21 protein-coding genes are annotated in these 22,329 nt (G+C 64.0%); 11 read left to right on the top strand and 10 right to left on the bottom strand.

Translation table 11 applies throughout. The features are described 5' to 3' along the window. Nucleotides 1-37: 37 nt before the first annotated feature. From EV687_RS01935 to dnaE, 3 genes are all read right to left on the bottom strand, one after another. A complete protein-coding gene (locus EV687_RS01935) occupies nucleotides 38-985 on the bottom strand; it encodes a class I SAM-dependent methyltransferase (RefSeq protein WP_122226201.1) in 948 nt (315 codons plus the stop codon). Beyond that, the gene (locus EV687_RS01930; protein ID WP_122226200.1) at nucleotides 982-1,596 is read right to left on the bottom strand and encodes a DUF1415 domain-containing protein; all 615 of its coding nucleotides are present in this window, start codon (nucleotides 1,594-1,596) and stop codon (nucleotides 982-984) included. Before EV687_RS01930 ends, EV687_RS01935 begins: the two co-directional genes overlap by 4 nt. 112 nt (nucleotides 1,597-1,708) lie before the next feature. Next, nucleotides 1,709-5,251: a DNA polymerase III subunit alpha gene (gene dnaE / locus EV687_RS01925; protein ID WP_122226199.1), complete on the bottom strand. Its 3,543-nt coding sequence runs from the start codon at nucleotides 5,249-5,251 to the stop codon at nucleotides 1,709-1,711. A gap of 235 nt (nucleotides 5,252-5,486) precedes the next feature. Between dnaE and EV687_RS01920 the strand changes: the two genes are divergently transcribed. Next, nucleotides 5,487-6,290, top strand: a complete 804-nt coding sequence (locus tag EV687_RS01920) for an outer membrane protein assembly factor BamD (RefSeq protein ID WP_122226198.1) — start codon at nucleotides 5,487-5,489, stop codon at nucleotides 6,288-6,290. 120 nt (nucleotides 6,291-6,410) lie between these two features. Here EV687_RS01920 and yoaA read toward each other — a convergent pair whose 3' ends face one another. Further along, nucleotides 6,411-8,528, bottom strand: a complete 2,118-nt coding sequence (gene yoaA / locus EV687_RS01915) for a DNA repair helicase YoaA (RefSeq protein WP_122226197.1) — start codon at nucleotides 8,526-8,528, stop codon at nucleotides 6,411-6,413. Between the two features lie 189 nt (nucleotides 8,529-8,717). On the opposite strand from yoaA, the gene EV687_RS01910 reads away from it, so the two are divergent. Together EV687_RS01910 and murI are read left to right on the top strand one after the other, a co-directional pair. Then, nucleotides 8,718-9,542 carry a PP2C family protein-serine/threonine phosphatase gene (locus tag EV687_RS01910; protein WP_122226196.1) on the top strand — a complete coding sequence of 275 codons (825 nt, stop codon included), beginning with the start codon at nucleotides 8,718-8,720 and terminating at the stop codon, nucleotides 9,540-9,542. Between the two features lie 110 nt (nucleotides 9,543-9,652). Then, nucleotides 9,653-10,489: a glutamate racemase gene (gene murI, locus EV687_RS01905; RefSeq protein WP_122226195.1), complete on the top strand. Its 837-nt coding sequence runs from the start codon at nucleotides 9,653-9,655 to the stop codon at nucleotides 10,487-10,489. A gap of 42 nt (nucleotides 10,490-10,531) precedes the next feature. On the opposite strand, the gene EV687_RS01900 is transcribed toward murI, so the two are convergent. Further along, nucleotides 10,532-11,179 (bottom strand): DUF6806 family protein, encoded by a 648-nt coding sequence (locus EV687_RS01900; protein ID WP_122226194.1) that lies wholly within the window; start codon nucleotides 11,177-11,179, stop codon nucleotides 10,532-10,534. A 454-nt stretch (nucleotides 11,180-11,633) separates the two neighbouring features. Here EV687_RS01900 and EV687_RS01895 point away from each other — a divergent pair, with 454 nt between their 5' ends. Further along, complete coding sequence (locus EV687_RS01895; RefSeq protein WP_122226193.1) at nucleotides 11,634-11,816, top strand: hypothetical protein; 183 nt, start codon at nucleotides 11,634-11,636, stop codon at nucleotides 11,814-11,816. 30 nt (nucleotides 11,817-11,846) lie between these two features. Here EV687_RS01895 and EV687_RS01890 read toward each other — a convergent pair whose 3' ends face one another. The 4 genes from EV687_RS01890 to EV687_RS01875 form a co-directional block, all read right to left on the bottom strand. Beyond that, the gene (locus EV687_RS01890; RefSeq protein WP_122226192.1) at nucleotides 11,847-12,605 is read right to left on the bottom strand and encodes an iron ABC transporter ATP-binding protein; all 759 of its coding nucleotides are present in this window, start codon (nucleotides 12,603-12,605) and stop codon (nucleotides 11,847-11,849) included. A 223-nt stretch (nucleotides 12,606-12,828) separates the two neighbouring features. After that, nucleotides 12,829-13,875: an iron chelate uptake ABC transporter family permease subunit gene (locus EV687_RS01885; protein ID WP_122226191.1), complete on the bottom strand. Its 1,047-nt coding sequence runs from the start codon at nucleotides 13,873-13,875 to the stop codon at nucleotides 12,829-12,831. A 15-nt stretch (nucleotides 13,876-13,890) separates the two neighbouring features. After that, on the bottom strand, nucleotides 13,891-14,910 hold the full coding sequence (locus tag EV687_RS01880) for an ABC transporter permease (RefSeq protein WP_122227093.1): 1,020 nt from the start codon (nucleotides 14,908-14,910) through the stop codon (nucleotides 13,891-13,893). A 73-nt stretch (nucleotides 14,911-14,983) separates the two neighbouring features. Further along, a complete protein-coding gene (locus EV687_RS01875; RefSeq protein WP_122226190.1) occupies nucleotides 14,984-15,967 on the bottom strand; it encodes a siderophore ABC transporter substrate-binding protein in 984 nt (327 codons plus the stop codon). Between the two features lie 534 nt (nucleotides 15,968-16,501). Here EV687_RS01875 and EV687_RS01870 point away from each other — a divergent pair. After that, nucleotides 16,502-16,768, top strand: coding sequence for an SWIB/MDM2 domain-containing protein (locus tag EV687_RS01870; RefSeq protein WP_122226189.1), 267 nt, complete (start codon nucleotides 16,502-16,504; stop codon nucleotides 16,766-16,768). Nucleotides 16,769-17,066: 298 nt separating this feature from the next. Here the strand turns inward: EV687_RS01870 and EV687_RS01865 are convergent, their stop codons facing one another. After that, the gene (locus EV687_RS01865; protein ID WP_122226188.1) at nucleotides 17,067-17,990 is read right to left on the bottom strand and encodes a LysR family transcriptional regulator; all 924 of its coding nucleotides are present in this window, start codon (nucleotides 17,988-17,990) and stop codon (nucleotides 17,067-17,069) included. 205 nt (nucleotides 17,991-18,195) lie between these two features. Between EV687_RS01865 and EV687_RS19110 the strand changes: the two genes are divergently transcribed. The 6 genes from EV687_RS19110 (at nucleotide 18,196) to EV687_RS01840 (ending at nucleotide 22,305) form a co-directional block, all read left to right on the top strand. Further along, nucleotides 18,196-18,432 carry a Rossmann-fold NAD(P)-binding domain-containing protein gene (locus EV687_RS19110; RefSeq protein WP_242612412.1) on the top strand — a complete coding sequence of 79 codons (237 nt, stop codon included), beginning with the start codon at nucleotides 18,196-18,198 and terminating at the stop codon, nucleotides 18,430-18,432. Between the two features lie 153 nt (nucleotides 18,433-18,585). Further along, complete coding sequence (locus EV687_RS19105) at nucleotides 18,586-18,846, top strand: SDR family oxidoreductase (RefSeq protein WP_242612411.1); 261 nt, start codon at nucleotides 18,586-18,588, stop codon at nucleotides 18,844-18,846. 48 nt (nucleotides 18,847-18,894) lie between these two features. Then, on the top strand, nucleotides 18,895-20,001 hold the full coding sequence (locus EV687_RS01855) for a CocE/NonD family hydrolase (protein ID WP_122226187.1): 1,107 nt from the start codon (nucleotides 18,895-18,897) through the stop codon (nucleotides 19,999-20,001). Nucleotides 20,002-20,206: 205 nt separating this feature from the next. After that, nucleotides 20,207-21,340 carry an MFS transporter gene (locus EV687_RS01850; protein ID WP_207226387.1) on the top strand — a complete coding sequence of 378 codons (1,134 nt, stop codon included), beginning with the start codon at nucleotides 20,207-20,209 and terminating at the stop codon, nucleotides 21,338-21,340. Between the two features lie 22 nt (nucleotides 21,341-21,362). Continuing rightward, complete coding sequence (locus EV687_RS19100; protein WP_242612409.1) at nucleotides 21,363-21,932, top strand: cyclophilin-like fold protein; 570 nt, start codon at nucleotides 21,363-21,365, stop codon at nucleotides 21,930-21,932. Between the two features lie 55 nt (nucleotides 21,933-21,987). Beyond that, nucleotides 21,988-22,305, top strand: coding sequence for a metallophosphoesterase family protein (locus EV687_RS01840; RefSeq protein ID WP_122226185.1), 318 nt, complete (start codon nucleotides 21,988-21,990; stop codon nucleotides 22,303-22,305). Nucleotides 22,306-22,329: the final 24 nt, after the last annotated feature.

The raw sequence follows: 22,329 nt of genomic DNA, 5'->3' as shown, positions 1-22,329 counted from the left end.
TTTCGTTGGGTTGTGGAAATGCCTCAGGAAATGCGAATCATATGCCATCCGAAAATGGAAACCGCTGCGCCAGCAGCGCTTCCAGCTGCGTTTCCCGCATGATCTCCTCGAGCCGCAGGCGGGCACTGTGCTTTCTGTGACCGGTGTGGCGGGCAATGATCAGCTCGTTCTTCATGCTGTGCTCCCAGCCGGTCAGCTCGGTCACCGTGACCTGATAGCCCTGTGCCTCCAGGTACAGGCAACGCAGCACGTTGGTGAGGTGGCTGCCCAGCTCACGGGTGTGCAACGGGTGACGCCACAGCTCGGCCAGTGGCGTGCGCGCCAGGCTCAGTGCCTTGTTGGCGCGCAGGCAGGCCGCCACTTCCGCCTGGCAGCAGGGCACCAGCACCATGGCCCTCGCCTGCTTGGCCAGGCCAAAGGCGATGGCATCGTCGGTGGCCGTGTCGCAGGCGTGCAGGGCCGTGACCACATCGACCTGCGCCGGCAGGGCCGGATGGCGGGTGGATTCAGCCACCGCGAAGGGCAGGAAGTCCATCCGCTCGAAGCCGAGCTGCGCCGCCAGTGCCTGCGAACGCTCGACCAGCTCGGCACGGAACTCCACGCCCACCACCCTGCCCCGGCCCAGGGGTCTGAGCACCAGGTCGTAGAGAATGAAACCCAGGTAGGACTTGCCGGCACCATGGTCGACCAGCACCGGCGCGTGCGTGCCCTCGCCCTCCTGCGCGAAGGCCTGGATCAACGGTTCGATGAACTGCACCAGGTGCAGCACCTGCTTGAGCTTGCGGCGCGAATCCTGGTTGAGCCGGCTTTCGCGGGTGAGGATGTGCAGCTCTTGCAGCAGGCGGATGGAGAGGTCTTCCGGGACGCCCAGCTCGGCCAGCACGCTCTGGCTGCCTTGGACCGCATCCGAGCGGCCGGCGCCGCGGCGCCGGCGCGGCGCCGGCGGGATGATGGACCGATCCTGCACCGGCACCGGGGCGTTCATTCGCGTGCCTCCCTGGGGGAATTGGTGGATGTGGATGGCTGGACGGCCGGCCCCACATCCAGCGCGCGCCACCCCTCCATGCCCATCGCGCGCAGCACCTCGATGTTGCGCTCGAAGATGTCGCTGGCTTGGGGAAAGGCTTCGACGGCCTGGTCGATGCTGCTCTCGCGCAACAGGTGCAGCGTCGGGTATGGAGCGCGGTTGGTGCAGTTCTCCACATCATCGGGCTCGGTGCCGGCGAACTGGTAGTGCGGGTGGAAATCGGCCACCTGCAGCTCGCCGGCCAGGCCCAGGCGTTCGAGCAGTTCGTCGGCCAGCGCCAGAAAGTCGTTGAAATCGAGAAAATCCTGCAGCATGTCGGGCACGGCCAGCAGGGTTGTGTCACGCACGGCGCGCTCGGCGTCGGCGAGCGCGAGCAACTCGCGCGCAAGGTCCTTGAGCAACGCATCCTCGCTCTGCGCGTGGCTGACGGCGTAGTGCACCTGCCCCTTGTGCTGCACGGCCTTGGCAAAGGGACAGAGGTTCAGGCTGATCACGGCCACGTCGACCCAGCGGCGGGTCGCGGCGATGATGGCGGCATCAGTCGCCGCAGTGTTGGATTCGGTGCTCATCGGGGTATGCGGGGCATGGCGGACATCGGGGGGATATTTTCTGGGGAAATGGGCAACCGGGGCGGATGTAGGGGCGGGGGCACACTGGCACTGGCGCAGCCGCGCGCCTGCATCACGGGTATACCAGTTGCACGCCGGCGCCACCATTGTGCCGCAGCAGCTCGTGCAAGGCTTCGTCGCTGGGGTAGACGAGTTGCTCGGGTGCCAGCACCACATCGGCACGGGCGCTGCCCTGCTCGCCATGGCACAGCATGCTGATGCGCAGGCGCACGCCACGCCGGCGCGGCGCGGCGTCGTACTCGTCCTCGGGCTGCGGTTCGGCTGCGGGTGGCGCATAGGCCTGCAGCCAGCCATGCAATTGCTGCAACTGCTGTTGCCGTGGCTGATTGGCCCCCCGTTCGAGCCAGTCGAGCCGCAGATGGCGCGCAAAGGCGCAGCGCGCGGTGGCCAGATCCATCATTTCCTGGACATTGAGACGCGCCTCGAAACCATTGCGGCCAGCCTGGTAGCGCACATTGAGCACCAGCAACGCATCTTCCTGCAGCGCGGCGCCGCAAGCCTCCATGGTGGCCTCGTCGGCCACGGCCTCGATGGTGCCGCTCTTGTCGTCGATCTTGAAGATGGTGACCTTGCCGCGCTGGCCGTTGACGGTGCGGATCTCGCCGACGATGCCGGTTACCCGCTGGGTGTCGCGGGTATCCTGCAAGTCGGCGATCGGCGTCTTGACGAAACGGCGCGCCTCGGCTTCGTACTCGTCGAACAGGTGGCCTGAGAGGAAGAAACCCAGCGCCGTCTTCTCCTGCAGCAGGCGCTCGCGTACCCCGAAGGCGGGCGTCGCCACCAGTTCGGGCTCCTGCTGGCTGGAGCCGACGGCGTCGTCGCCGAGCATGTCGAACAGGCCGCCCTGATTGGCATTGGCCAGCGTGGTGGCCGCCCATTCCATCGCCAGATCCAGCGAAGCGAGCAGCGCGGCGCGGTTCGACTCGATGCTGTCGAAGGCGCCGGCCTTGATGAGCGCCTCGACGGTGCGCTTGTTGATCTTGTGCTTGTCCACCCGCAGGCAGAAGTCGAAGAGGCTTCTGAACGGGCCGTGCTCCTTGCCGCGTTCGCCTTCGCCACGGCCTTCACGCGCGGCAATGATGGCCTCGATGGCCGCCTGGCCGGTGCCCTTGACGGCCCCCAGGCCATAGCGGATGACCTTGTTCTCGATCGGCTCGAAACGGTAGGCGCCGGTGTTGACGTCCGGCGGCTCGAAGCGGATGCCGAATTTCTGCGCATCTTCGAGGAGCACCTTGAGCTTGTCGGTGTCGTCCATCTCGATGGTCATGTTCGCGCAGAAGAACTCGGCGCAATAGTGAACCTTCAGCCAGGCCGTGTGGTAGGCCAGCAGCGAGTAGGCGGCCGCGTGCGACTTGTTGAAGCCGTAGCCGGCGAACTTCTCCATCAGGTCGAAGACTTCGTCGGCCTTGTCCTGGCCGATGCCCTTTTCCGCAGCCCCCTTGCGGAAGATCTCGCGGTGCTTGGCCATCTCCTCGGCCTTTTTCTTGCCCATGGCGCGCCGCAGCATGTCGGCGCCACCGAGCGAGTAGCCGCCCAACACCTGCGCGGTCTGCATCACCTGCTCCTGGTAGACCATGATGCCGTAGGTCTCGGAGAGCACGGGCTCGACCAGCGGATGCGGGTACTCGACCGGCTCCATGCCGTGCTTGCGCGCCACGAAGGTCGGGATCAGGTCCATCGGGCCGGGACGATACAAGGCGTTGAGGGCGATCAGGTCTTCCAGACGGCTCGGCTTGGCCTCCTTGAGCATGCCCTGCATGCCGCGGCTTTCGAACTGGAACACCGCCTCGGTCTTGCCGTCCTGGAACAGCTTGTAGGTGGGCCGGTCGTCGAGCGGAATGGTCTCGAACGCGAAGTCCTTCTGGTTGGGGTGGCGCGCGACGATGAACTGGCGCGCCAGCTCCAGGATGGTCAGCGTCGCCAGCCCCAGAAAGTCGAACTTGACGAGGCCGATGGCCTCCACGTCATCCTTGTCGTACTGGCTGACGGCCGACTCGCTGCCCGGCTGCTGGTAGAGTGGACAGAAGTCGGTGAGCTTGCCCGGCGCGATCAGCACGCCTCCGGCGTGCATGCCGATGTTGCGCGTCAGGCCCTCGAGCTTTTGCGCCATCGCCAGCAGGGTCTGCACCTCGTCCTCGTTCTGCAGGCGCGACTTGAGCAGCGGCTCTTCCTCGATGGCCTGGGCGATGGTCACCGGCTTGCCGGGCTTGTTCGGGATCAGCTTGGAGACGCTGTCGCAGAAGGTGTAGCTGAAGTCCAGCACGCGGCCGACGTCGCGGATGGCCGCGCGCGCGGCCATGGTGCCGAAGGTGGCGATCTGGCTGACCGCGTCGCGCCCGTACTTGCCCTTGACGTACTCGATGACGCGGTCGCGGTTGGTCTGGCAGAAGTCGATGTCGAAGTCGGGCATCGACACCCGCTCCGGATTCAGGAAGCGCTCGAACAGCAGGTTGTACTGCAGCGGATCAAGGTCGGTGATCAGGAGCGCGTAGGCCACCAGCGAGCCGGCACCAGAGCCGCGGCCCGGCCCGACCGGGCAGCCATTTTCCTTGGCCCACTGGATGAAGTCACTCACGATCAGGAAGTAGCCCGGGAAGCCCATCTTCAGGATGGTTTCCAGCTCGAACTCCAGCCGCTCCTGGTAGCGCGGCCGCTCGGCATCGCGCTTGGCCGGGTCCGGGTACAGCAGTTCGAGACGCTGCTCCAGGCCTTCCTGCGAGACCTTGCGGAAGTACTGCTCGATGCTCAGGCCATCGGGAATCGGGAAGTTGGGCAACTGTGGTTTGCCCAGCACCAGCGTCAGATTGCAGCGCCGGGCGATTTCCAGCGTGTTCTCGAGGGCCGATGGGATGTCGGCAAACAGCGCCTGCATCTCGGCCGTGGTCTTGAAATACTGGTCCTCGGTGAAGCGCCGCTGGCGCTTCTGGTCGCCCAGAATCTCACCTTCAGCAATGCACACGCGCGCCTCGTGGGCCTCGAAGTCCTCGCGCTCGAGAAACTGGATCGGGTGCGTGGCCACGACCGGCAGCCCCAGTGCCGCTGCCAGGCGCACGGCGGCCTGCACATGGCGCTCGTCGTCGCGCCGCCCGGCGCGCTGCAGCTCAATATAGAAACGCTGCGGGAACAGCGCTGCCAGCCGGGCGGCACGTTCATGCGCCTGCGTATCGTCGCCCCGCAGCAGGCTCTGGCCCACCGGTCCGGCCTGCGCGCCGGCAAGCACGATCAGCCCTTCGTTGTATTGCTCCAGCTGCGCCCAGGTCACCAGCGGCTGTGGGAACTGGTGGACGTTCTGCGTCCAGGCCAGTGCCAGCAGCTCGTTGAGATTGAGATAGCCCTGCCAGCCCTGCACCAGCACCACCACGCGGCTGGGTGCGTCGTCGCCAATCCCCTGCAGCGTCAGTTCCGTGCCCAGCAATGGCTTGAGGCCTTTTTTGCGCGCATCCTTGTAGAGCTTGAGCGCCCCGAAAAGGTTGTTGAGGTCGGTGATGGCCAGGGCCGGCTGGCCATCGGCAGCAGCTTTCTTGACGGCCTCGTCGATGCGGGTCGTGCCATCGATGACGGAGAATTCGGAGTGCAGGCGCAGGTGGATGAACATAGCCCGCCATTGTAAGAGCGTGTCCAAAGCCTCAGTGCGCTTGCGCGTTGCGCCTGAACAGGTTCTTACCTTCTCTATCCGCCACGCCCATCCCTGTGTCATACACAGCGGCATCCGCAGTGCGTGCGCGGCTTTGCATCCTTGTTACCCGCCCGCTGCACGGCCGGCAGATACAATGGCCGGCTTGGATATCCGACTTCCCGCGTTCCCCGGATCTGAAAGCTCAACGCGATCTATGAAAAGCCAAACCATTTTCCTGCGCCTGGGCGCAACTGCGATCTCCGTCCTCGTGCTGGCCGGCTGTGCCAGCAGCGGCAAGGATCCCAGTGCCGACTGGCCCGCCGACAAGCTGTATTCGGAAGCGCGCAGCGAGATCAGCGCCGCCAACTACGAGAAGGCCGTGCCACTGCTCGAGCGCCTCGAAGGCCGCGCGGCCGGCAGCGTGCTGGCCCAGCAAGCACAGCTGGAGAAGGCCTATGCTCAGTACCGCGACGGCGAGCGGGCCCAGGCGATTGCCACGCTGGACCGCTTCATGATGCTGCACCCGACCAGCCCGGCCATGGACTATGCCCTCTACCTCAAGGGCATCATCAACTTCAACGACAACCTGGGCCTGTTCGCCTGGCTGTCGCGGCGCGATCTCTCCGAGCGCGACCAGAAGGCCGCCAAGGAGTCGTTCGAATCCTTCAAGCAACTGGTCGAGCGCTTCCCTGACTCGAAGTACGCGCCGGACGCCCACCAGCGCATGGTCTACATCGTCAACTCGCTGGCCGCCTATGAAGTGCATGTGGCGCGCTACTACTATTCGCGCGGCGCCTACGTGGCCGCCATCAACCGCGCCCAGCTGGCCCTGCAGGACTACAAGGATGCGCCAGCACTGCCCGAGGCGCTGGAGATTTTAGAGCGCTCGTATGACGCGCTGGGCATGACCGAGCTGCGCGACGACACGCGCCGCATCATGGCCGCCTCGTTCCCGGAAGGCCAGAGCCCGCAGGCCAGCGCAGGCAGCCGCAGCTCCTGGTGGCGTTTCTGGGATTGACGCACCCGTTCCGCCCCATCCATGGCCCCTGCTGCGAACCTGTTCACGATCTTTTCGTGGGCCCATGAAAAGATCATTGCGGACAGGTTCCGAGGCCGCAGGCATCGCGGCCCCTAAGCCTCAGGCTGGGCGCGGCACACGCTGCACCGCCAGTTCCTGAAGTGCCGCATCGAACTGCGCACGGTCCTGCAGGCGGCGCATCGGCGGCAGGCTGGCCAGCAGCTGCCGTCCATAGGACTTCTGCACCAGACGCCGGTCGCCCAGTACCAACAAGCCATGGTCGCTCTCGCGACGGATCAGCCGCCCGGCACCCTGCTTGAGGGCCACTGCCGCCTCGGGCAGGAACAGCTCCCGGAATGGGCTGCCCCCGGTTTCCTCGATCCGGCGCGCGCGCGCTTGCACCACCGGATCGTTGGGCGGCGGAAATGGCAGCTTGTCTATCACCACCAGTTCCAGCGCATCGCCGGGTACGTCGAAGCCCTCCCAGAAGGTGGCTGAAGCCACCAGCACATAGCCTTTGACGCCCGCTGGCGGCGCGCGAAACCACTCCATCAGCTGCTGCTTGGAGCGCTCGCCCTGCACCAGCACCTGCACGCCATCGCTGTTGCTCCCCCCGCTCTCCGCCCCGCCGAACTGCTCGCGCAAGGTGCCTCCGATCAATCGCAGGGCCTTGAGCGTGGTCGTCAGCACCAGCGTGCGTCCGCCCAACGTCTGCGCCGCCGCACCCGCCAGCCGGGCAACCGCAAGGCCGTGCGCCTCGGCCTCGCGCGGATCGGGCAGGTCCTCGGGCACATACAGGGCCGCCTGGCGTGGATAGTCGAACGGACTGGGCACGCGCAGAATGCGCGCCCCTTCCAACCCGCAGGCATGCGTGAAAAGGCTCAGCCCGGCGTCCGAGCCCAGCGTCGCCGAGGTGAACACCCAGGCATGCTGGCGCTCTGGCGGTGCAGCTGTCCCGGCATTCGCCGGTGATACGAGCTCGGCGTGCGAATCCAGCCAGGCCTGCTGCTGCGCCGCTTCGGATGGCGGCTCCGGTGGTGCCAGCTGCCAGCGAGCACGCATCTCGGCAGCAATGTCCAGAGGACTCTCGAAAATCCGCATCGACAAGCTGCCCAGTTCCAGCCAGCGCACGCGCGGCGCATCGGCCAGTCCCTGGAACAGCCTGCATTTCTCCAGCATGTCGGCGCAGCGCTCGGTCAGGCGCGCCAGCTCGGGCGCCATCTCCTGCACGCTCTGCAGGGCCTGCAGGGCGCTGTCCAGCACTGCGCCCAGCGCATCGAGCGCCTGCAGCCAGGCTGCTTCATTGATGCTCTCAGGCGCCCGCCCCGCCCAGTTCAGGCGTGGCTGGGCCAAGGTCTGCGGCATGAGGCGCAACCAGTCGCGGCAGGCCGTGTCGATGGCATGGGCCAACGGTTGCCAATCCTGCATGCCACGCGCCAGCGCCGTGGCGGTGCGCAGCATGTCGCGCGCGAAGTCGATGAGCGGCTGGCTGCCCCATTGCACGCCCAGGAACTGCACGCCCGTCTCGTTGAACTGGTGCGCCTCGTCGATGATGACAGCGCGCGTGCTGGGCAGCAGCTCGGCCATGCCGCTTTCGCGCACCTGCAAATCGGCAAAGAACAAGTGGTGGTTGATCACCACCAGATCTGCCGCCAGCGCCTGCTTGCGGGCCTTGTTCACATGACACTGGCCAAAGCTCGGGCACTGCGAGCCCAGGCAGTTCTCGCGCGTGGAGGTCACCAGCGGCAAATGGGGCGAGCGCTCCTGGAAATTCGGCATCTCGGACATGTCGCCGCTTTGCGTCGTGGCGGCCCAGCGCCGCACCTGCTGCAACCAGTGGATCTGTTCGGGCCTGGCGCCATCGAGCTCGGATTCGGCCAGTTCCAGCCGGTAGGGGCACAGATAGCTGGAACGCCCCTTGAGCAGCGCCGCATGCAGCGAAATGCCCAGCGCCTTGCGCAGAAAAGGCAGGTCGCGAAAAAAAATCTGGTCCTGCAACGCCTTGGTGGCCGTCGACACCAGCACGCGCTCGCCGCTCAGCAGCGCCGGTATCAAGTAGGCATAGGTCTTGCCGACGCCCGTGCCCGCCTCGACAACCAGCGCGCCGCCCTGCTCGATGGTCTCGGCCACCGCCTGGGCCATCTCGCTCTGGCCGCTGCGGGGCTTGAAATCGGGATTGACCTCCGCCAGTGCCCCATGCGTGCCGAAGGTCGCGGCGATGTGTTCGGAAAACTGCATGCTCAGCGCCAGCCCTGCCCGGCGCGTCGGGAAACAGTACCCGGCCGGCCCCATCCTGTGCCGGTTTCGATGCCCGGATGCGCCCCGGCGCTGTTAGAAAATGTACGAAACGGATCCGGCAGGCCATAATCCGACCTGATGAGGCAAGGCATTGCCGGTTTTTTCCTTCTGTTCAGAGATCGACGCGTCATGGGCACCAATTATCGACTGACTGCCGCCACCGGCATCCACAAAGGCGATCGGCAATACCAGCAGGACCAGGTGGCCATTCTTCAGCACCCCCGCAACAAGGGTTGCATTCTGGGTGTGGTCGCCGATGGCATGGGCGGGCGTAGCGGCGGCCGCAAGGCGGCCGACCAGGTGCTGCTGACGGCTCGCCAGATGTTCGAGCGTTTCGACCCCGAAACCGACGATCCCACCGCCTTTCTGCAGGGCATCGTCAAGGAGTCGCACCTCGTCATTCGCCTGACGGCGATCTCCGCCGAGCAGGAGCCTCACAGCACCATCGCGGCATTTCTCGTGACGCCACGCGGCCAGTGCCACTGGGTGCATGCCGGCGACTCGCGCATCTATCACTTCCAGTGGGGCCGCATGGTTTTCCGCACCCGCGACCACTCGTATGTGCAATCGCTCATCGACAGCGGCGAAATCAGCGAGGAGGAAGCCATCGGCCACCCCAACTCCAACGTGCTGGTGGGCTGCCTGGGCAGCGAGGTCGAACCCCCTGCGACCATACACAGCGTCGCGAAGCTGGAGCCCGGCGACGTGGTGCTGGCCTGCAGCGACGGCTTGTGGGCCCACTTTACGCCACAGGAACTGGGACAGACCGTGCAAATGCTGGGCGCGCGTGACGCCGCCATGTTCCTCACCAACAAGGCGCGCGAGCGCGCCAACGGCGGTGGCGACAACCTCTCAATGGCGATCCTGAAGATCGAGCCGCTGCAAAGCGCCGCCGACCAGGCGCCGACGGACGCGCCGTCAGCCAGCGCTGGCGCCGACAACGCCGTGATCTGAAGGGCACGGCCCGGGACGAAAAGCCGCCAGCGTGGAATAATCCGCTCTTTGCGGCCGGCCGCGTCGAACTCGACCGGGTTTCATCCACGGGCAGGAAACAGGTGTTGCGTATGTGCGAGAGCGATGCGCCGATTGGCGTGTTCGACAGCGGAGTTGGAGGGCTGAGCATCCTGCGGGCGCTGCGCCAAGCCTTGCCGGCGGAATCCTTCGTCTACTTCTCCGATGCCGCCCATGCGCCCTATGGCGAGCGCGATGACGCCTTCATCACCGCCCGCAGCAGCGCCATCACCGAAACACTGCTCCACGAGCATCGCATCAAGGCGCTGGTGGTGGCCTGCAACACCGCCACGGCAGCGGCCATCCACATGCTGCGCCAAGCCCATCCGGGCATGCCCATCATCGGGGTGGAGCCGGCCGTCAAGCCCGCGCTGCTATGCAGCCGGAGTGGCCGCGTTGCGGTGCTGGCCACACAGCGCACGCTCGCGAGCGACAAGTACAGACAGCTTCTGCAGCACTGCCATGGCGAGGCCCAGGTATTGAACATCGCCTGCAATGGCCTGGCGGGAGCGATCGAGCGTGATGACACCGAGGCCATCCACGAACTGTGCAATCTCTACCTGGCGCCGGTGCGCGAGCGACCTGTGGAGGGGACCGCGGCCATCGATACGGTGGTGCTGGGCTGCACGCATTACCCGTTCGTGCTGCCGGTACTGCAGGCGCTTGCTCCGCCAAGTGTGCGGTTTCTCGACCCCGCCGTTGCGGTGGCTGCCCAGACCATCCGGCGCCTGTCCAGCCAGGGCCTTCTGCATGCGGGCGATGCTGCCGTCGTCGGCCGCATCGTGCCGCGCTGCAGCGGCAATGCCGAGCTGCTGCACGCCATGCTGGCGCGGCACATCGGCGATGCGGCCATATCACAGCAGCGCCAGTCCGAAGCCCAGCTTCATTGACGGGCCCGACCGGGACACGGCCAGCGCCGGGATTCCAAAGACTCAGTGCAGATGGCGCGGGCGGCGCCCGCCATGGCCGCCGGAGCCGGACTCGCCCCGCGGCGGGCGTCCCAACTCGAGCGAATTGACCAGCGCATCGAAACGGTCGGTGAAGAGGCGGTCAACCTCCTTGACCACACCGGTCAGCTCGCTGGCATCGAAATGGCGCTCCATCAGGCTGATGACGTCCTGCACCAGCAGGTCGCGCTGGATCTGCATGATGGCCGAGGGCGTGGGGCCGATGAACAACAGAAAGAAGTCGTCGCGGGAATCCTCTTCAGAGAGTTCCTCCGCGTCGTCATCCTCATCCTCGTCCATGTCGTCGAACGCACGGTCGTAGAAAGTGACTTCCAGCACGCAGCCGCGATTGGCCAACTCGTTGAGATTCATGCAAACCTCATCGATGACCTGGCGGAAATCCTCGTCGCCGCTCACGGTCCAGCAGATCTGCAGCACGTGCTCGCGGGCCACGAATTCGATGCCCGGCTCCTCGTCATAGGCACTGCCGGATCCGGCAGTCAGCGACCGCGCACCGGCGTAACGCCACAGCGGCTTCAATGCCTCCTCGATATCCGAAAAGCCAACTTCCGGCCGGACAAAGACTTGCCCGTGGACATGGATTTCAAAGGGTGCTTCGTTATGGTTTGTCATGGGAGGCAATCTCAAGTGCAGGCGGCAACAGACCGAGCCTGCATGCTCGACACTATAGCGCGATGCGCAAGGTGGCGGTAAAGATGTGGAGTTCTGGAAAGCAGCTGCGCGCCCGGCGGGCAGATGCTGCGACAGGCCCGGCCCAAGGCGGATGACCGTCAAGGCACGGCGCGCGTCGACCAGCCAGCCAATGCTTCGGTGAACAGGACACTGGCGGTGGACAAGGGGCTGCAATTGTAAACCATCGCACCTGTCGATCTCCTTCCTGGAATCGACAGCCTCGTGCGAGGTCACAGGCATCAGCGTCACCACCCTCACCGGAACTGCCCAATGGCGGGCCGGGACACATGGGCTTTCAGTTCCTGGGTGACAGGTGCAGCGCCGTTTGTCCTACGCGGCCGCGCAATCGCGCCACATAAGCTCTTGCCGACACCCACAGCGAAAGGATTCAGAGATGAAACACCTCAAATCGTCGGAGCCCCGTTATTCCTTGTCCAACCCGCAGTTTCGCTATGTGCCGGCCGATCAGACCGACATTCGCCAGACCTTCGAGCGCATCCGGCAGAAAAGCCTGCCACTGTTCCTGCGCGCCGGTGCCAGCGCCAAGGGCAAGTGCAACAGCACCTTGTCGGCCTGAGCCGGCAGCATGGCGGGGCGCGCAGAACACTCAGCGGTAATACACGCAAATGCGCTGCCCGGCGATCTCGTGCACCCGCACCGCCATTTCGTAGAGGGACTGCAGCACGTCCTCCTGGATCAGTTCGGTGGGGCTACCCTGGCAGGCCAGCCTGCCGTGCTTCATCGCAACGATGTGGTCCGAATAGGTCGAAGCGAAATTGATGTCGTGCACCACCACCACCACGGTCTTGCCATGCTCGTCGGCCAGCGAGCGCAGCAAGCCCATCATCGCAACCGCATGGTGCATGTCGAGGTTGTTGAGTGGCTCGTCCAGCAGCACGTAGTCGGTATCCTGACACATCACCATGGCCACGAAAGCACGCTGGCGCTGGCCACCGGAGATTTCGTCGAGGTAACGCCCTCCCAGCGTCTGCAGATGCAGGTGCGCGAGCGCCGCGTCGATGCGGGCCTCGTCATCGCGGCTCAGGCGCCCCTGGCTGTGTGGAAAGCGGCCGAACGCCACCAGATCCCGCACCGTCAGGCGCAGTGCCATGTGGTTGTCCTGACGCAGAATGGCCAGCTTGCGCGCCAGCACGTGGCTGGGCGTGGTGTGGATGTCCTGGCCGTCGACCAGCACTGTCCCTGCGCTCATCGGCAACAGCCGGCTGATCATCGACAGCATGGTCGACTTGCCGGCGCCATTGGGACCGATGATGGAGGTCAGGCCGCCACGCGGTATGCGCAGCGAAACGTCATCGACCACCAGCGTCTGGCCATAGCGTTTGCTGACGGATTGTGCTTCGATCATGGTGGTGTTCCGTTCTGCCCTTGCAGCCTAGTGTCGTGAATTGGAAGTTCGTCTCATAAAGATGCCGAGAATCGCCGCCATGCTGCGTTACAAATCCTCATGATAGCGATGGCTATCACTGCAGTTTGCGCCTTGCCTGACAACGATTTCGACATCTTTGTTTATTCAACGAACTTCCAATTCACGACACCAGTCCTGGCGATGTGTCTATTCCCCGGCCTGCTCATCGGCCTTTGCCGCCCAGCAGCAGTGCAATGAAGACCAGCCCGCCAACGAATTCGATGACGACGCTCAGCGCTGTATTGAATTCGAAGACACGCTCGAGCAGCAGCTGCCCGCCCAGCAATGCCACCACGCCCAGCAGCACGGCCGCCGGCAGCGTGTTGCGGTGGCGCGAGTCGCCCATCAGTTGGTAGGCCAGGTTGGCCACCAGCAGGCCGAAGAATGTCACCGGCCCCACCAGCGCCGTCGAGACCGAAACCATGATGGCGATGCACACCAGAATCTGCATCACCACGCGCGGATAGTCCACGCCCAGGTTGATGGCCATGTCGCGCCCCAGGCCGATCACGTCGAAGTTGTGGCGCAGGCGCCAAAGCCACCAGCTCGTGGCCGCCAGCACGACGGCCGCGGCCACGATCAGGTGCGTGGCCACTAGGTTGAAGCTGGCAAAGAAACGATCCTGCAGGCTGCCGAACTCATTGGGATCGATCAGTCGCAGCAGCAAGCTGGTGAGCGAACGAAACAGCACCCCCATGACCACCCCCACCAGCAGCATCAGGTGCAGGCTGCGCACCGCGCCGGAGAACAGGCTTCTGAAGAGCAGCCACGCCAGCAGCACCATCAGCAGCGTCTCGGACAGGAACTTGAGCGTCGGATCGAAGGCATTGACCGCCCGCATGCCGAAAAGAAAGGCCAGCAGGGTCTGGATCAACAGGTACAGCGCATCAAAACCCATGATGGCCGGTGTCAGGATGCGGTTGTGCGTGATGGTCTGGAACAACACCGTCGAGACGCCGATGGCATAGGCCACCAGCAGCATCGCCAGCAGCTTCTTGCCCCGGAACTGCAGCGCAAAGGCCCAGTCGGTCTTGACCCCCACGGTCATGAAGAGCAGCGCACAAGCCAGCGCCAGAACGGCCAGCAGCGCCAGGCGCCGCGGCGGTGTCAGGCGGCGCTGCCAGGGCAGTCCGATATCGCCGGCCTTCTCGGAAGCGGTGAGCGCAGGGGACGCAGTAGGCGCCGTTGGCGGCGCGGCATCGTGACGCATGTACCTGCCCTGCCCTCAGCCCAGTTCGGCGCGCTTGCGCCAGAGAAACACCAGAAACAGCGAGCTGCCCAGCACCCCCATGATGGTGCCGATCGGAATCTCGTATGGGTGGATCACCAGCCGCCCGACGATGTCGCACAACAGCATCAGGGCGGCTCCGCACAGCGCCACCCAGATCACCGAGCGGCGCATGCGATCACCCATCCAGAGGCTCACCAGATTGGGCACGATCAGCCCGAGAAAAGGAATGGTGCCCACCGTCACCACGATCGAGGCCGTGACCATCGCCACGATCACCAGGCCTACAAGCATCCAGCGCCCGTAGTGGACGCCCAGATTGGTCGCCACCGATTCGCCCATGCCGATCACCGTGAAGCGGTCTGCGGCAAAGAAGGCTGCCACCGTCAGCGCCAGCGAGATCCACAGCAGCTCATAACGGCCCTGCAGCACGGCCGAGAAGTCCCCCGTCGTCCAGGCTCGGATCGCCTGCAGCATCTCGAAGCGGTAGGCCAGGAAACTGGTGATGGCCTCGATCATGCCGGCAAACACCAGTCCGACCAGCGGCACCAGCAGCGCCGTGCGCAGCGGCAGCCGATGCAGTATCAGCATGAAAAGCCCGGTGCCGGCCAGTGCGAACAGTGCCGCCACCAGCATCTTGCCGATCATCGGCAGACCCGGCGAGACCAGCGCGACCACCAGCATGCCCAGGCTGGCCGAGCCCACCGTGCCAACGGTGGCCGGCTCGACGAAACGGTTGCGCGCAATCATCTGCATGATCATGCCGGCCACCGCCATGCTGGCGCCCGCCAGCAGCAAGGCCAGTGTGCGTGGAATCCGGCTGGTAAAAAGAACCTTGGAGACAATGTCATCCGAATCGGCATCGAACACATTGCGCAGGTCGATCTGGCTGGCCCCGACCAGGATGCTGCACAGCGACAGCACCAGCAGCGCCGCGATCAATACCACAATGCCCCCCACGCCCTTCCACCAGGGCAGCGCAGAGGCCGGACCGATGGAACCCGCCTCGGATCTCATGCGGCGTGCACCCCGGCGCCGCCAGCCGCTGCCACTACATGGCTGCAGCCGCAGCCCACCATGGCGCATGCCCTCATGGCTTGCGGCTGAAGACCTGGTAGAGCTGCTGCACGTTCTGTTGCAGCGCGGTGATTCCCGCGCCATCGAGCACATACCAGTTCATCGCATTGAGGTAGACGATCTGGCGCTTCTTGGCCGCATTCGTCGCATTGACCAGGGCATTGTCCAGCAGTTGCCTGGCCGCTTCACCCTCCCGGCCAATGGCCGAATCGCGGTCGAGCACCAGCAGCCAATCGGGGTTGGCCTGCAGAATGTATTCGAACGAAACCGACTGGCCATGCCGCTCATGGCTACCGGCAGCCTGCGCGGGCTGAACGCCGAACACGTCGAAGACCATGCCCATGCGCGAGCCCGGCCCGTAGCTGTTGATGCGGCCGCCGCTCACCAGCAGCAGCAAGGCCTTGCCGGCATCGGGCGTGACCTTCTTCAGTTCGGCAATCGATGCCTCGGTCTCAGCGACCAGTTCCTCCGCGCGCTGCTGCTTGCCGAACAGTTCGCCGAGCATGCGCACATTGGCAAAAATGCTTTGCACCGGGTGGTCTTCATCGATGGCCATGTCCACGGTGGGCGCCAGCTTCTCGAGATCGGCATAGCGCGCTTCCGAGCGGCGTCCGATGAAGATCACATCCGGCCGCAAGGCACGAATGGCCTCGTAGTCCGGCTCGAACAGGCTACCGACCTTGGTGAAGTCGGCCGATTCGTATTGCTTGAGATGCTCGGGCATCTTGAAGGCTGGCACGCCCTTGATCGCATCCACCCCCAGTGCACTGAGCGTATCGAGCGTGGCCAGATCGAACACCACCACCCGCTGCGGATGCAGCGGCACCTCGGCGCGTCCCTTGGCATGCTCGATCACCTTGGTGGCAGCTGCATTGGTCACCTCTGCCGCAGCCGCAGCCGCAGCCGCAGGCACCAACCCGGTCCAGCAGACAGCCAGCATAGCCAGCGCGGCAGAGCCGGCGCGCAGGGAACGGGGAAAAACGGATGGAGAGGTCATACTCGAAAGTGCGAAGCGGCCGCCCTCGCGAGGGGCCAATGAATGATAATGATTGTCAGCCGTGCATTGTAAGCGCTTCAGGGCCGGGCTTCGTCCAATGACCGCGCGCGGCTGGCCCCTCTATCTATTTTGGTGAGGCACGGCCATGACAGGCGCGGGCCCGCATCATGGCACGAAAGCGGCATCGGCCCGTTCTCCGCCCGATCAACGACACCATGAACAGGCTCTGAAGCCATGGCGCAACAGATGTTTACGATAGCATCGGCGGGAAAGTACGGAATTTTCCGCAGGATCGCGGTAGCAGGCGCTTTTTTTCGCTAGCATTGCGGCCATGTCCGGCTAGGCGGCTGCGGACGCCCTGACAGTTTGGTGCGTCACTCGGCCGATTTCGTTCGATGGCCGCCTTTCCGGCGCATACCGCCCCGTGCGGCGGTGTTCCCGTAGAATCGAACAGCGTCCAGCCGGGCCTGCTGCCCCTTGCGGCAACGCCGGCAAGACTTATAGCAACCACCCTTTGAACAAAGGAATTTCTCCATGGCCACAGCCAAGAAACGTACGCCCAACGCCGCTTTCATGAAGCCGCTGAAACCGAATGCCCAGCTGGCAGCCGTGGTCGGCGCCGAGCCGCTGCCACGCACCGAGATCGTGAAGAAGCTCTGGGACTACATCAAGGCCAACAACCTGCAGGACCCGAAGAACAAGCGCAACATCAACGCCGATGCCAAGCTCAAACCCATCTTCGGCAAGGATCAGGTTTCCATGTTCGAATTGGCCGGCCTGATCGGCAAGCACGTAAGCTGAACTCCGCCAGGCAGACGCACCGGCCATGCCGTTGCGTCGCGGCCCACCGCATGAAAAAGCCGCTGTCGATGACAGCGGCTTTTTTCATTGAGCTGCTGCCAGTTTCAAAGACACCTTGTTAAGGTGGGAGATGAAATTGGAAGGTGGCTGATGGTCACGAGAAGGAAATTCAGACATCAGCTCAAGCTTGAAACGGTCAAACTGGTCACCGAGCGCGGGGATGGCGATGGCCCAAGCGGGCAAGGACCTGGACGTGCACGAGAGGACGCGGAGATGGCGCGGCTGCGCAAGGAAGTGGCTAAGCTGTAGCCGACGTCTTGACTCCGTTCGGCTTCGTGTAGCGCAGAGCATCCACGACAAGCGAAAAGGCTCGAGAAGGTTGCCGTCGACTGGGATAGTAAAGGTAGTAGCCGGCAAACGGAGCACACCAATCCTCCATCACGCGAACCAGCCGCCCTTGCTCAATGTGTGGCGCAAATTCCTCTTCCGGCAGCCATGCGATGCCCAGACCGTCGAGCGCCGCATCCACCATGTTGGGAGAGGTATTGAAAACAAGCTGCCCATCAACACGCACGTTGACTTGTCGGCCGCGCTTCTGAAAGTCCCAGACGTACAGCCCGCCACCGGACTGCATCCGCATGTTGATGCAGTTGTGCTTCATCAAGTCCTGGGGGTTCTTCGGCCTAGGGTGTTTTGAGAAATAGTCAGGTGAGGCAACGACCGCCATGCGTAGCTGCGGTCCGATGGGGACGGCGATCATGTCCTTGTCGATGGTGTCGCCAAGCCGCACGCCGGCATCGAAGCGGTCGGCCACGATGTCGCGGAAGCCGTAGTTCACATCGAACTCCACCCTGATGTCGGGATACTGCCGCAGCAGGGGTGCCAGCTTGGGCTGCAGCGTCGTCCGCAGCACATGATCTCCACAGGTGATCCGTACTGTCCCGACTGGCTTGTCGCGCAGTTCCGACAACTGGTCCAGCTCCGCCTCGATCTCATCGAAGCGATGCCCGATTGCCTGCAATAACTGCTCCCCGGCGGCCGTAGGCGACACACTGCGCGTGGTTCGTGTCAGCAGGCGAATGTCCAGACGCGCTTCCAATCCGCTGATGGCCTGACTCAGCGCCGATTGGGTCACGCCCAGATGCGCCGCAGCGCGCGTGAAACTCCCCTCACGCGCGACCGTGACGAAGGAGAGTAGATCGTTGAGGTTACGTCTGGCCATACTTTCAGTCTCTCATGACCTATTAATTAGCTAATCTTATAACTATTTTAAGAATTCATTAGCTAGTCAAGGAAAGGCCCGCGCGGGAAAATTCGCTGCATACCGATGGAAGGTCTGCGCCTCGGCCATCAAGGCCGCCGGCGACTGCACGAGCTGATGCTCTCTCCTTCCATGTCTTTCCAGCAAGACTGCAGAAGGAGTTCTCATGGCTATCCAATTCGATTACACGGGCAAAGTTGCTTTTGTCACCGGCGCCGGCACCGGAATCGGGCGCGCAACGGCCATCGCCTTCGCAAAGGCCGGCGCCGCCGTCACCAAGACCGTTGCCACGCTCGGCCGCTTCGACGCCGCTTTCAACAACGCAGGCGTGGGGCATGGAGCCATTGCGTTGGCCGATATCTCCAGTGCTGAATATGGGAGCGCCAGATCAGCACCAACCTGAGCGGCGTGTTTTTCAGCATGAAGTACCAGATCGCGCAAATGCTCAAACAGGGCTCTGGCGGTGCCATCGTCAACACCTGCTCCGGCGCAGCCGTCCGTCAAGGGCTTCGCCGGCCAAGCGGCGTACTGCGCGACCAAATGAGGCCTCACCGGCATGAGCAAGGCTGCAGCGCTGGACTATGCCCGCAAAGGCATCCGCGTCAACGTCGTTTCCCCAGGCTTCATCGACACGCCGATGATGGCCCGCTTCACCGGAGGTACGGAAGAAGGCCTCCAGACCGTCATCGCCAACGAACCCGTAGGCCGCCCCGGCAAGCCCGAGGAGATCGCAGCAGCCGTACTTTATCTGTGCTCCGGGGACGCTGGTTTCACCGCAGGCGCCAACCTTGTCGTCGATGGCGGACAAACCGTCTGACCCTCCCTATCTCATATCTCCGAATACGATCATGAAAGGAACTGCACCATGGAAAACAATCAAGAAGCTGGCGACGCTCTCGTCCGCCAAGATGGCGCCAACCAAAGTCGGCGCAACGTGCTGAAAATGACGGCCACCGGGATCGCTGGCCTTGGCGTGGCAGCTGTCGCCACCAGCCCCGCTGTCGCGCAGACGCGCCTGACGCTCACCGACAAATGGGACAAGGTGTTCCCCAAGAGCGACAAGGTGGATCACAAGAAGGTCACCTTCACGAATCGTTATGGCATCACCTTGGCAGCTGACTTGTATCAGCCCAAGGGCGTCAGCGGCAGGCAGGCCGCCCTGGTGGTGTGTGGCCCCTTCGGCGCCGTCAAGGAACAGTCCTCGGGCCTGTATGCGCAGACCATGGCCGAGCGCGGTTTCGTGACGCTGGCCTTCGATCCGTCCTACACCGGCGAAAGTGGGGGTGAACCCCGCAATGTCGCTTCGCCGGACATCAACACCGAGGACGTGAGCGCCGCCGTGGACTGCCTGGGCCTGCAGCCGAATGTGGACCGTGAGCGCATTGGCGTGATCGGCATCTGCGGCTGGGGCGGCATGGTGCTCAATGCAGTCGCCGTGGACAAGCGCGTGAAGGCCGTGGCCGCCAGCACCATGTACGACATGACCCGCGTGATGTCCAAGGGCTACAACGACAGCGTCACCTTGGAGCAACGGACGCAGACGTTGGAGCAATTGAGCCAGCAGCGCTGGAAGGATGCGGAAGCTGGCAAGCCCGCCTACCAGCCAGCCTACAACGAACTGAAGGGCGGCGAGGCGCAGTTCCTGGTTGATTACCACAACTACTACATGACGCCGCGCGGCTATCACCCGAGAGCCGTCAACTCTGGCAACGCCTGGACGATCACCACGCCGCTGTCGTTCATGAACATGCCGATCCTGACCTACATCAAGGAGATTTCGCCGCGGCCGATCCTCTTCATCCACGGCGAAAACGCGCACTCGCGCTATTTCAGTGAAACCGCCTATGCAGCGGCGGCCGAGCCGAAGGAACTCATGATCATTCCGGGAGCCGTCCACGTAGACCTCTACGACAACTTGGAAAAGATCCCCTTCGACAAGCTGACCGCTTTCTTCAAGCAATACCTGGCCTGAGCGGTCGCGTCTCCATGGACTGAGTCATCTCAGTGTCCTGTCCTGGCCGCACCATCCAGCCGGATGGTGCGGCTTTTTTTGAGCCTGTGGGCGTAGAAGAAGAACACACTCCATGATTGATCCTGCAACCAATGCCCTGAAGGGCAACCCTGCGGTCTCCGACGAGTCCGCCGCACAACCTGCCTACTGGGGCGGGGTTTTCGCCATGTCGCTGTGCGTCTTCGCACTCGTGGCATCCGAGTTCATGCCTGTGAGCCTGCTGACGCCCATCGCCGGCGACCTTCGGATCACCGAGGGGATGGCAGGCCAAGGCATCGCGATCTCCGGCGCATTTGCGGTGCTGACCAGCCTGTCGATCTCGACACTGGCCGGCACCATGGATCGCAAGCAACTGCTTCTGGTGCTGACCGTCCTGATGGGCGTTTCCGGTGCCATCGTGGCTTTGGCCCCGAACTACCTGACCTACATGGCCGGACGCGCCCTCATCGGCGTGGTGATCGGCGGCTTCTGGTCGATGTCGGCGGCCATGGCCATGCGTCTCGTACCTTCCAGCCAGGTGCCCAAGGCCCTGGCCATCTTCAACGGTGGCAACGCGCTGGCGACGGTGATCGCTGCGCCACTGGGAAGCTATCTCGGCTCGATCATCGGATGGCGTGGGGCCTTCTTTGGCCTGGTTCCCGTGGCGTTGATCGCCCTGGCCTGGCAATGGATCGCCTTGCCGTCGATGAAGCCGGACGCGCGGGCACCGGGCTCCGGCAACGTGTTTACGGTGCTCAAGAATCGCACTGTCGCCTATGGCATGGCCGCGTGCGGGGCCTTCTTCATGGGGCAGTTCGCGCTGTTCACCTATCTGCGTCCTTTCCTCGAAACGGTGGCGCACGTCAGCGTGTCCACGCTGTCGCTGCTGCTGTTGGTGATCGGCGTCGCGGGCTTTGTTGGCACCGTCATCATCGGCTCGCTTCTCAAGCGGGGACTGTACGGCCCCCTCATCGCCATTCCCGTCCTCATGTCGGTCATCGCCGTATCGCTGATCCCCGTAGGTGGTTGGGTCATGCCGGTGGCCGTGTTGCTGGGCTTGTGGGGCCTGATGGCCACGGCTGCGCCGGTGGGGTGGTGGAGCTGGGTCGCACAAGCCATGCCACACAACGCCGAGGCAGGCGGTGGTTTGATGGTGGCGGTCGTCCAGTTCGCCATCGCCCTGGGATCGACCGTGGGCGGCATGCTGTTCGATGCCAGCGGCTACCAGAGCACCTTCGTCGCCAGCGCGGTCGTGCTGCTGATCGGCGCTTTCCTGAGTTTTCAGACGTCACGAGCACAGGCACGTCAAAACGCCGTTTGACAGTCGCGGCAAGGAGAACCTCATGGTCTACGAAACCTTTGATGCCGGCACGCGCAGCGCGCCCGCCACGACGCCCAGCATCGACCGGCGCCGCCCCCTGCGCTGCCATTTGCAGACCATGCGACGCCTCGGCCTGCCGCTGCTTCTCGCTCTGTGCGGCAGTACCGCCGCACAGCCTTCCACCCCGGCGGCACACGCAGATGCCGCAGCAGGAGCTGCCCAAGCTTCCCAAAGAACAGAGGAGTCACGCATGTGGATGACCGTCGGCGAACGCCGCTTTGCCATCACCTTGGCCGACACCGAGGCTGCTCGCGCCTTTGTCGCGCTGTTGCCGCTGGCGCTGGACATGGAGGAACTCAACGGCAACGAGAAACACGGTGAGCTGCCCAAGGCGCTTCCAACCGATGCGAGCCGGCCCGGCACGATCCGCAATGGCGATCTCCTGCTGTGGGGCTCGCGTACCGCGGTCGTCTTCTATCAGACCTTCGATTCCCCGTACTCATACACCCGCGTCGGCCGCTTGGACGACCCCTCCGGCCTGGCCCGAGGGCTCGGGCGTGGCGACGTGCGGGTGGTCTTTTCCAAGAACTAGCCAACGGTGCAAGACAGGAGATTCCCGTGCAAAAGCCTGACGTCATCGTCCCATCGTGGTCTGGCTGCTGATGACCTTCGCCGTCTGGTACGTGCAGTTTCGGCTGAAGAGCCTGCTGGGCCTGAATCGGGCATGGCCGCTGGCCCTGCTGCCTGCAGCCGTGCTCGGCGGCTACATGCTGATCTTCTACGCACACGGGCCAATTCTTCCCAGGCACGTTCCTCGTGAAGTATGGCTTCCCATGCCCAGCGGCCGCCACCCGATCGACGGGCTCACGCTGCTGGTGTCGCAAGGCGCCGGAACTTTCGGGTCGTGGATGCGCCTGGGCTCACGCAACGAGGTCCAGGTCGTCAACCTGGTTCCCGCCGCCTGACAGGCCAACCCATTTTCAAAGGAC

Source organism: Corticibacter populi (assembly GCF_004217315.1).
Taxonomy (GTDB): domain Bacteria; phylum Pseudomonadota; class Gammaproteobacteria; order Burkholderiales; family Burkholderiaceae_C; genus Lampropedia; species Lampropedia populi.
Note: the sequence above shows the minus strand (reverse complement) of the source record. Positions and strands in the feature narration are given on the sequence as shown.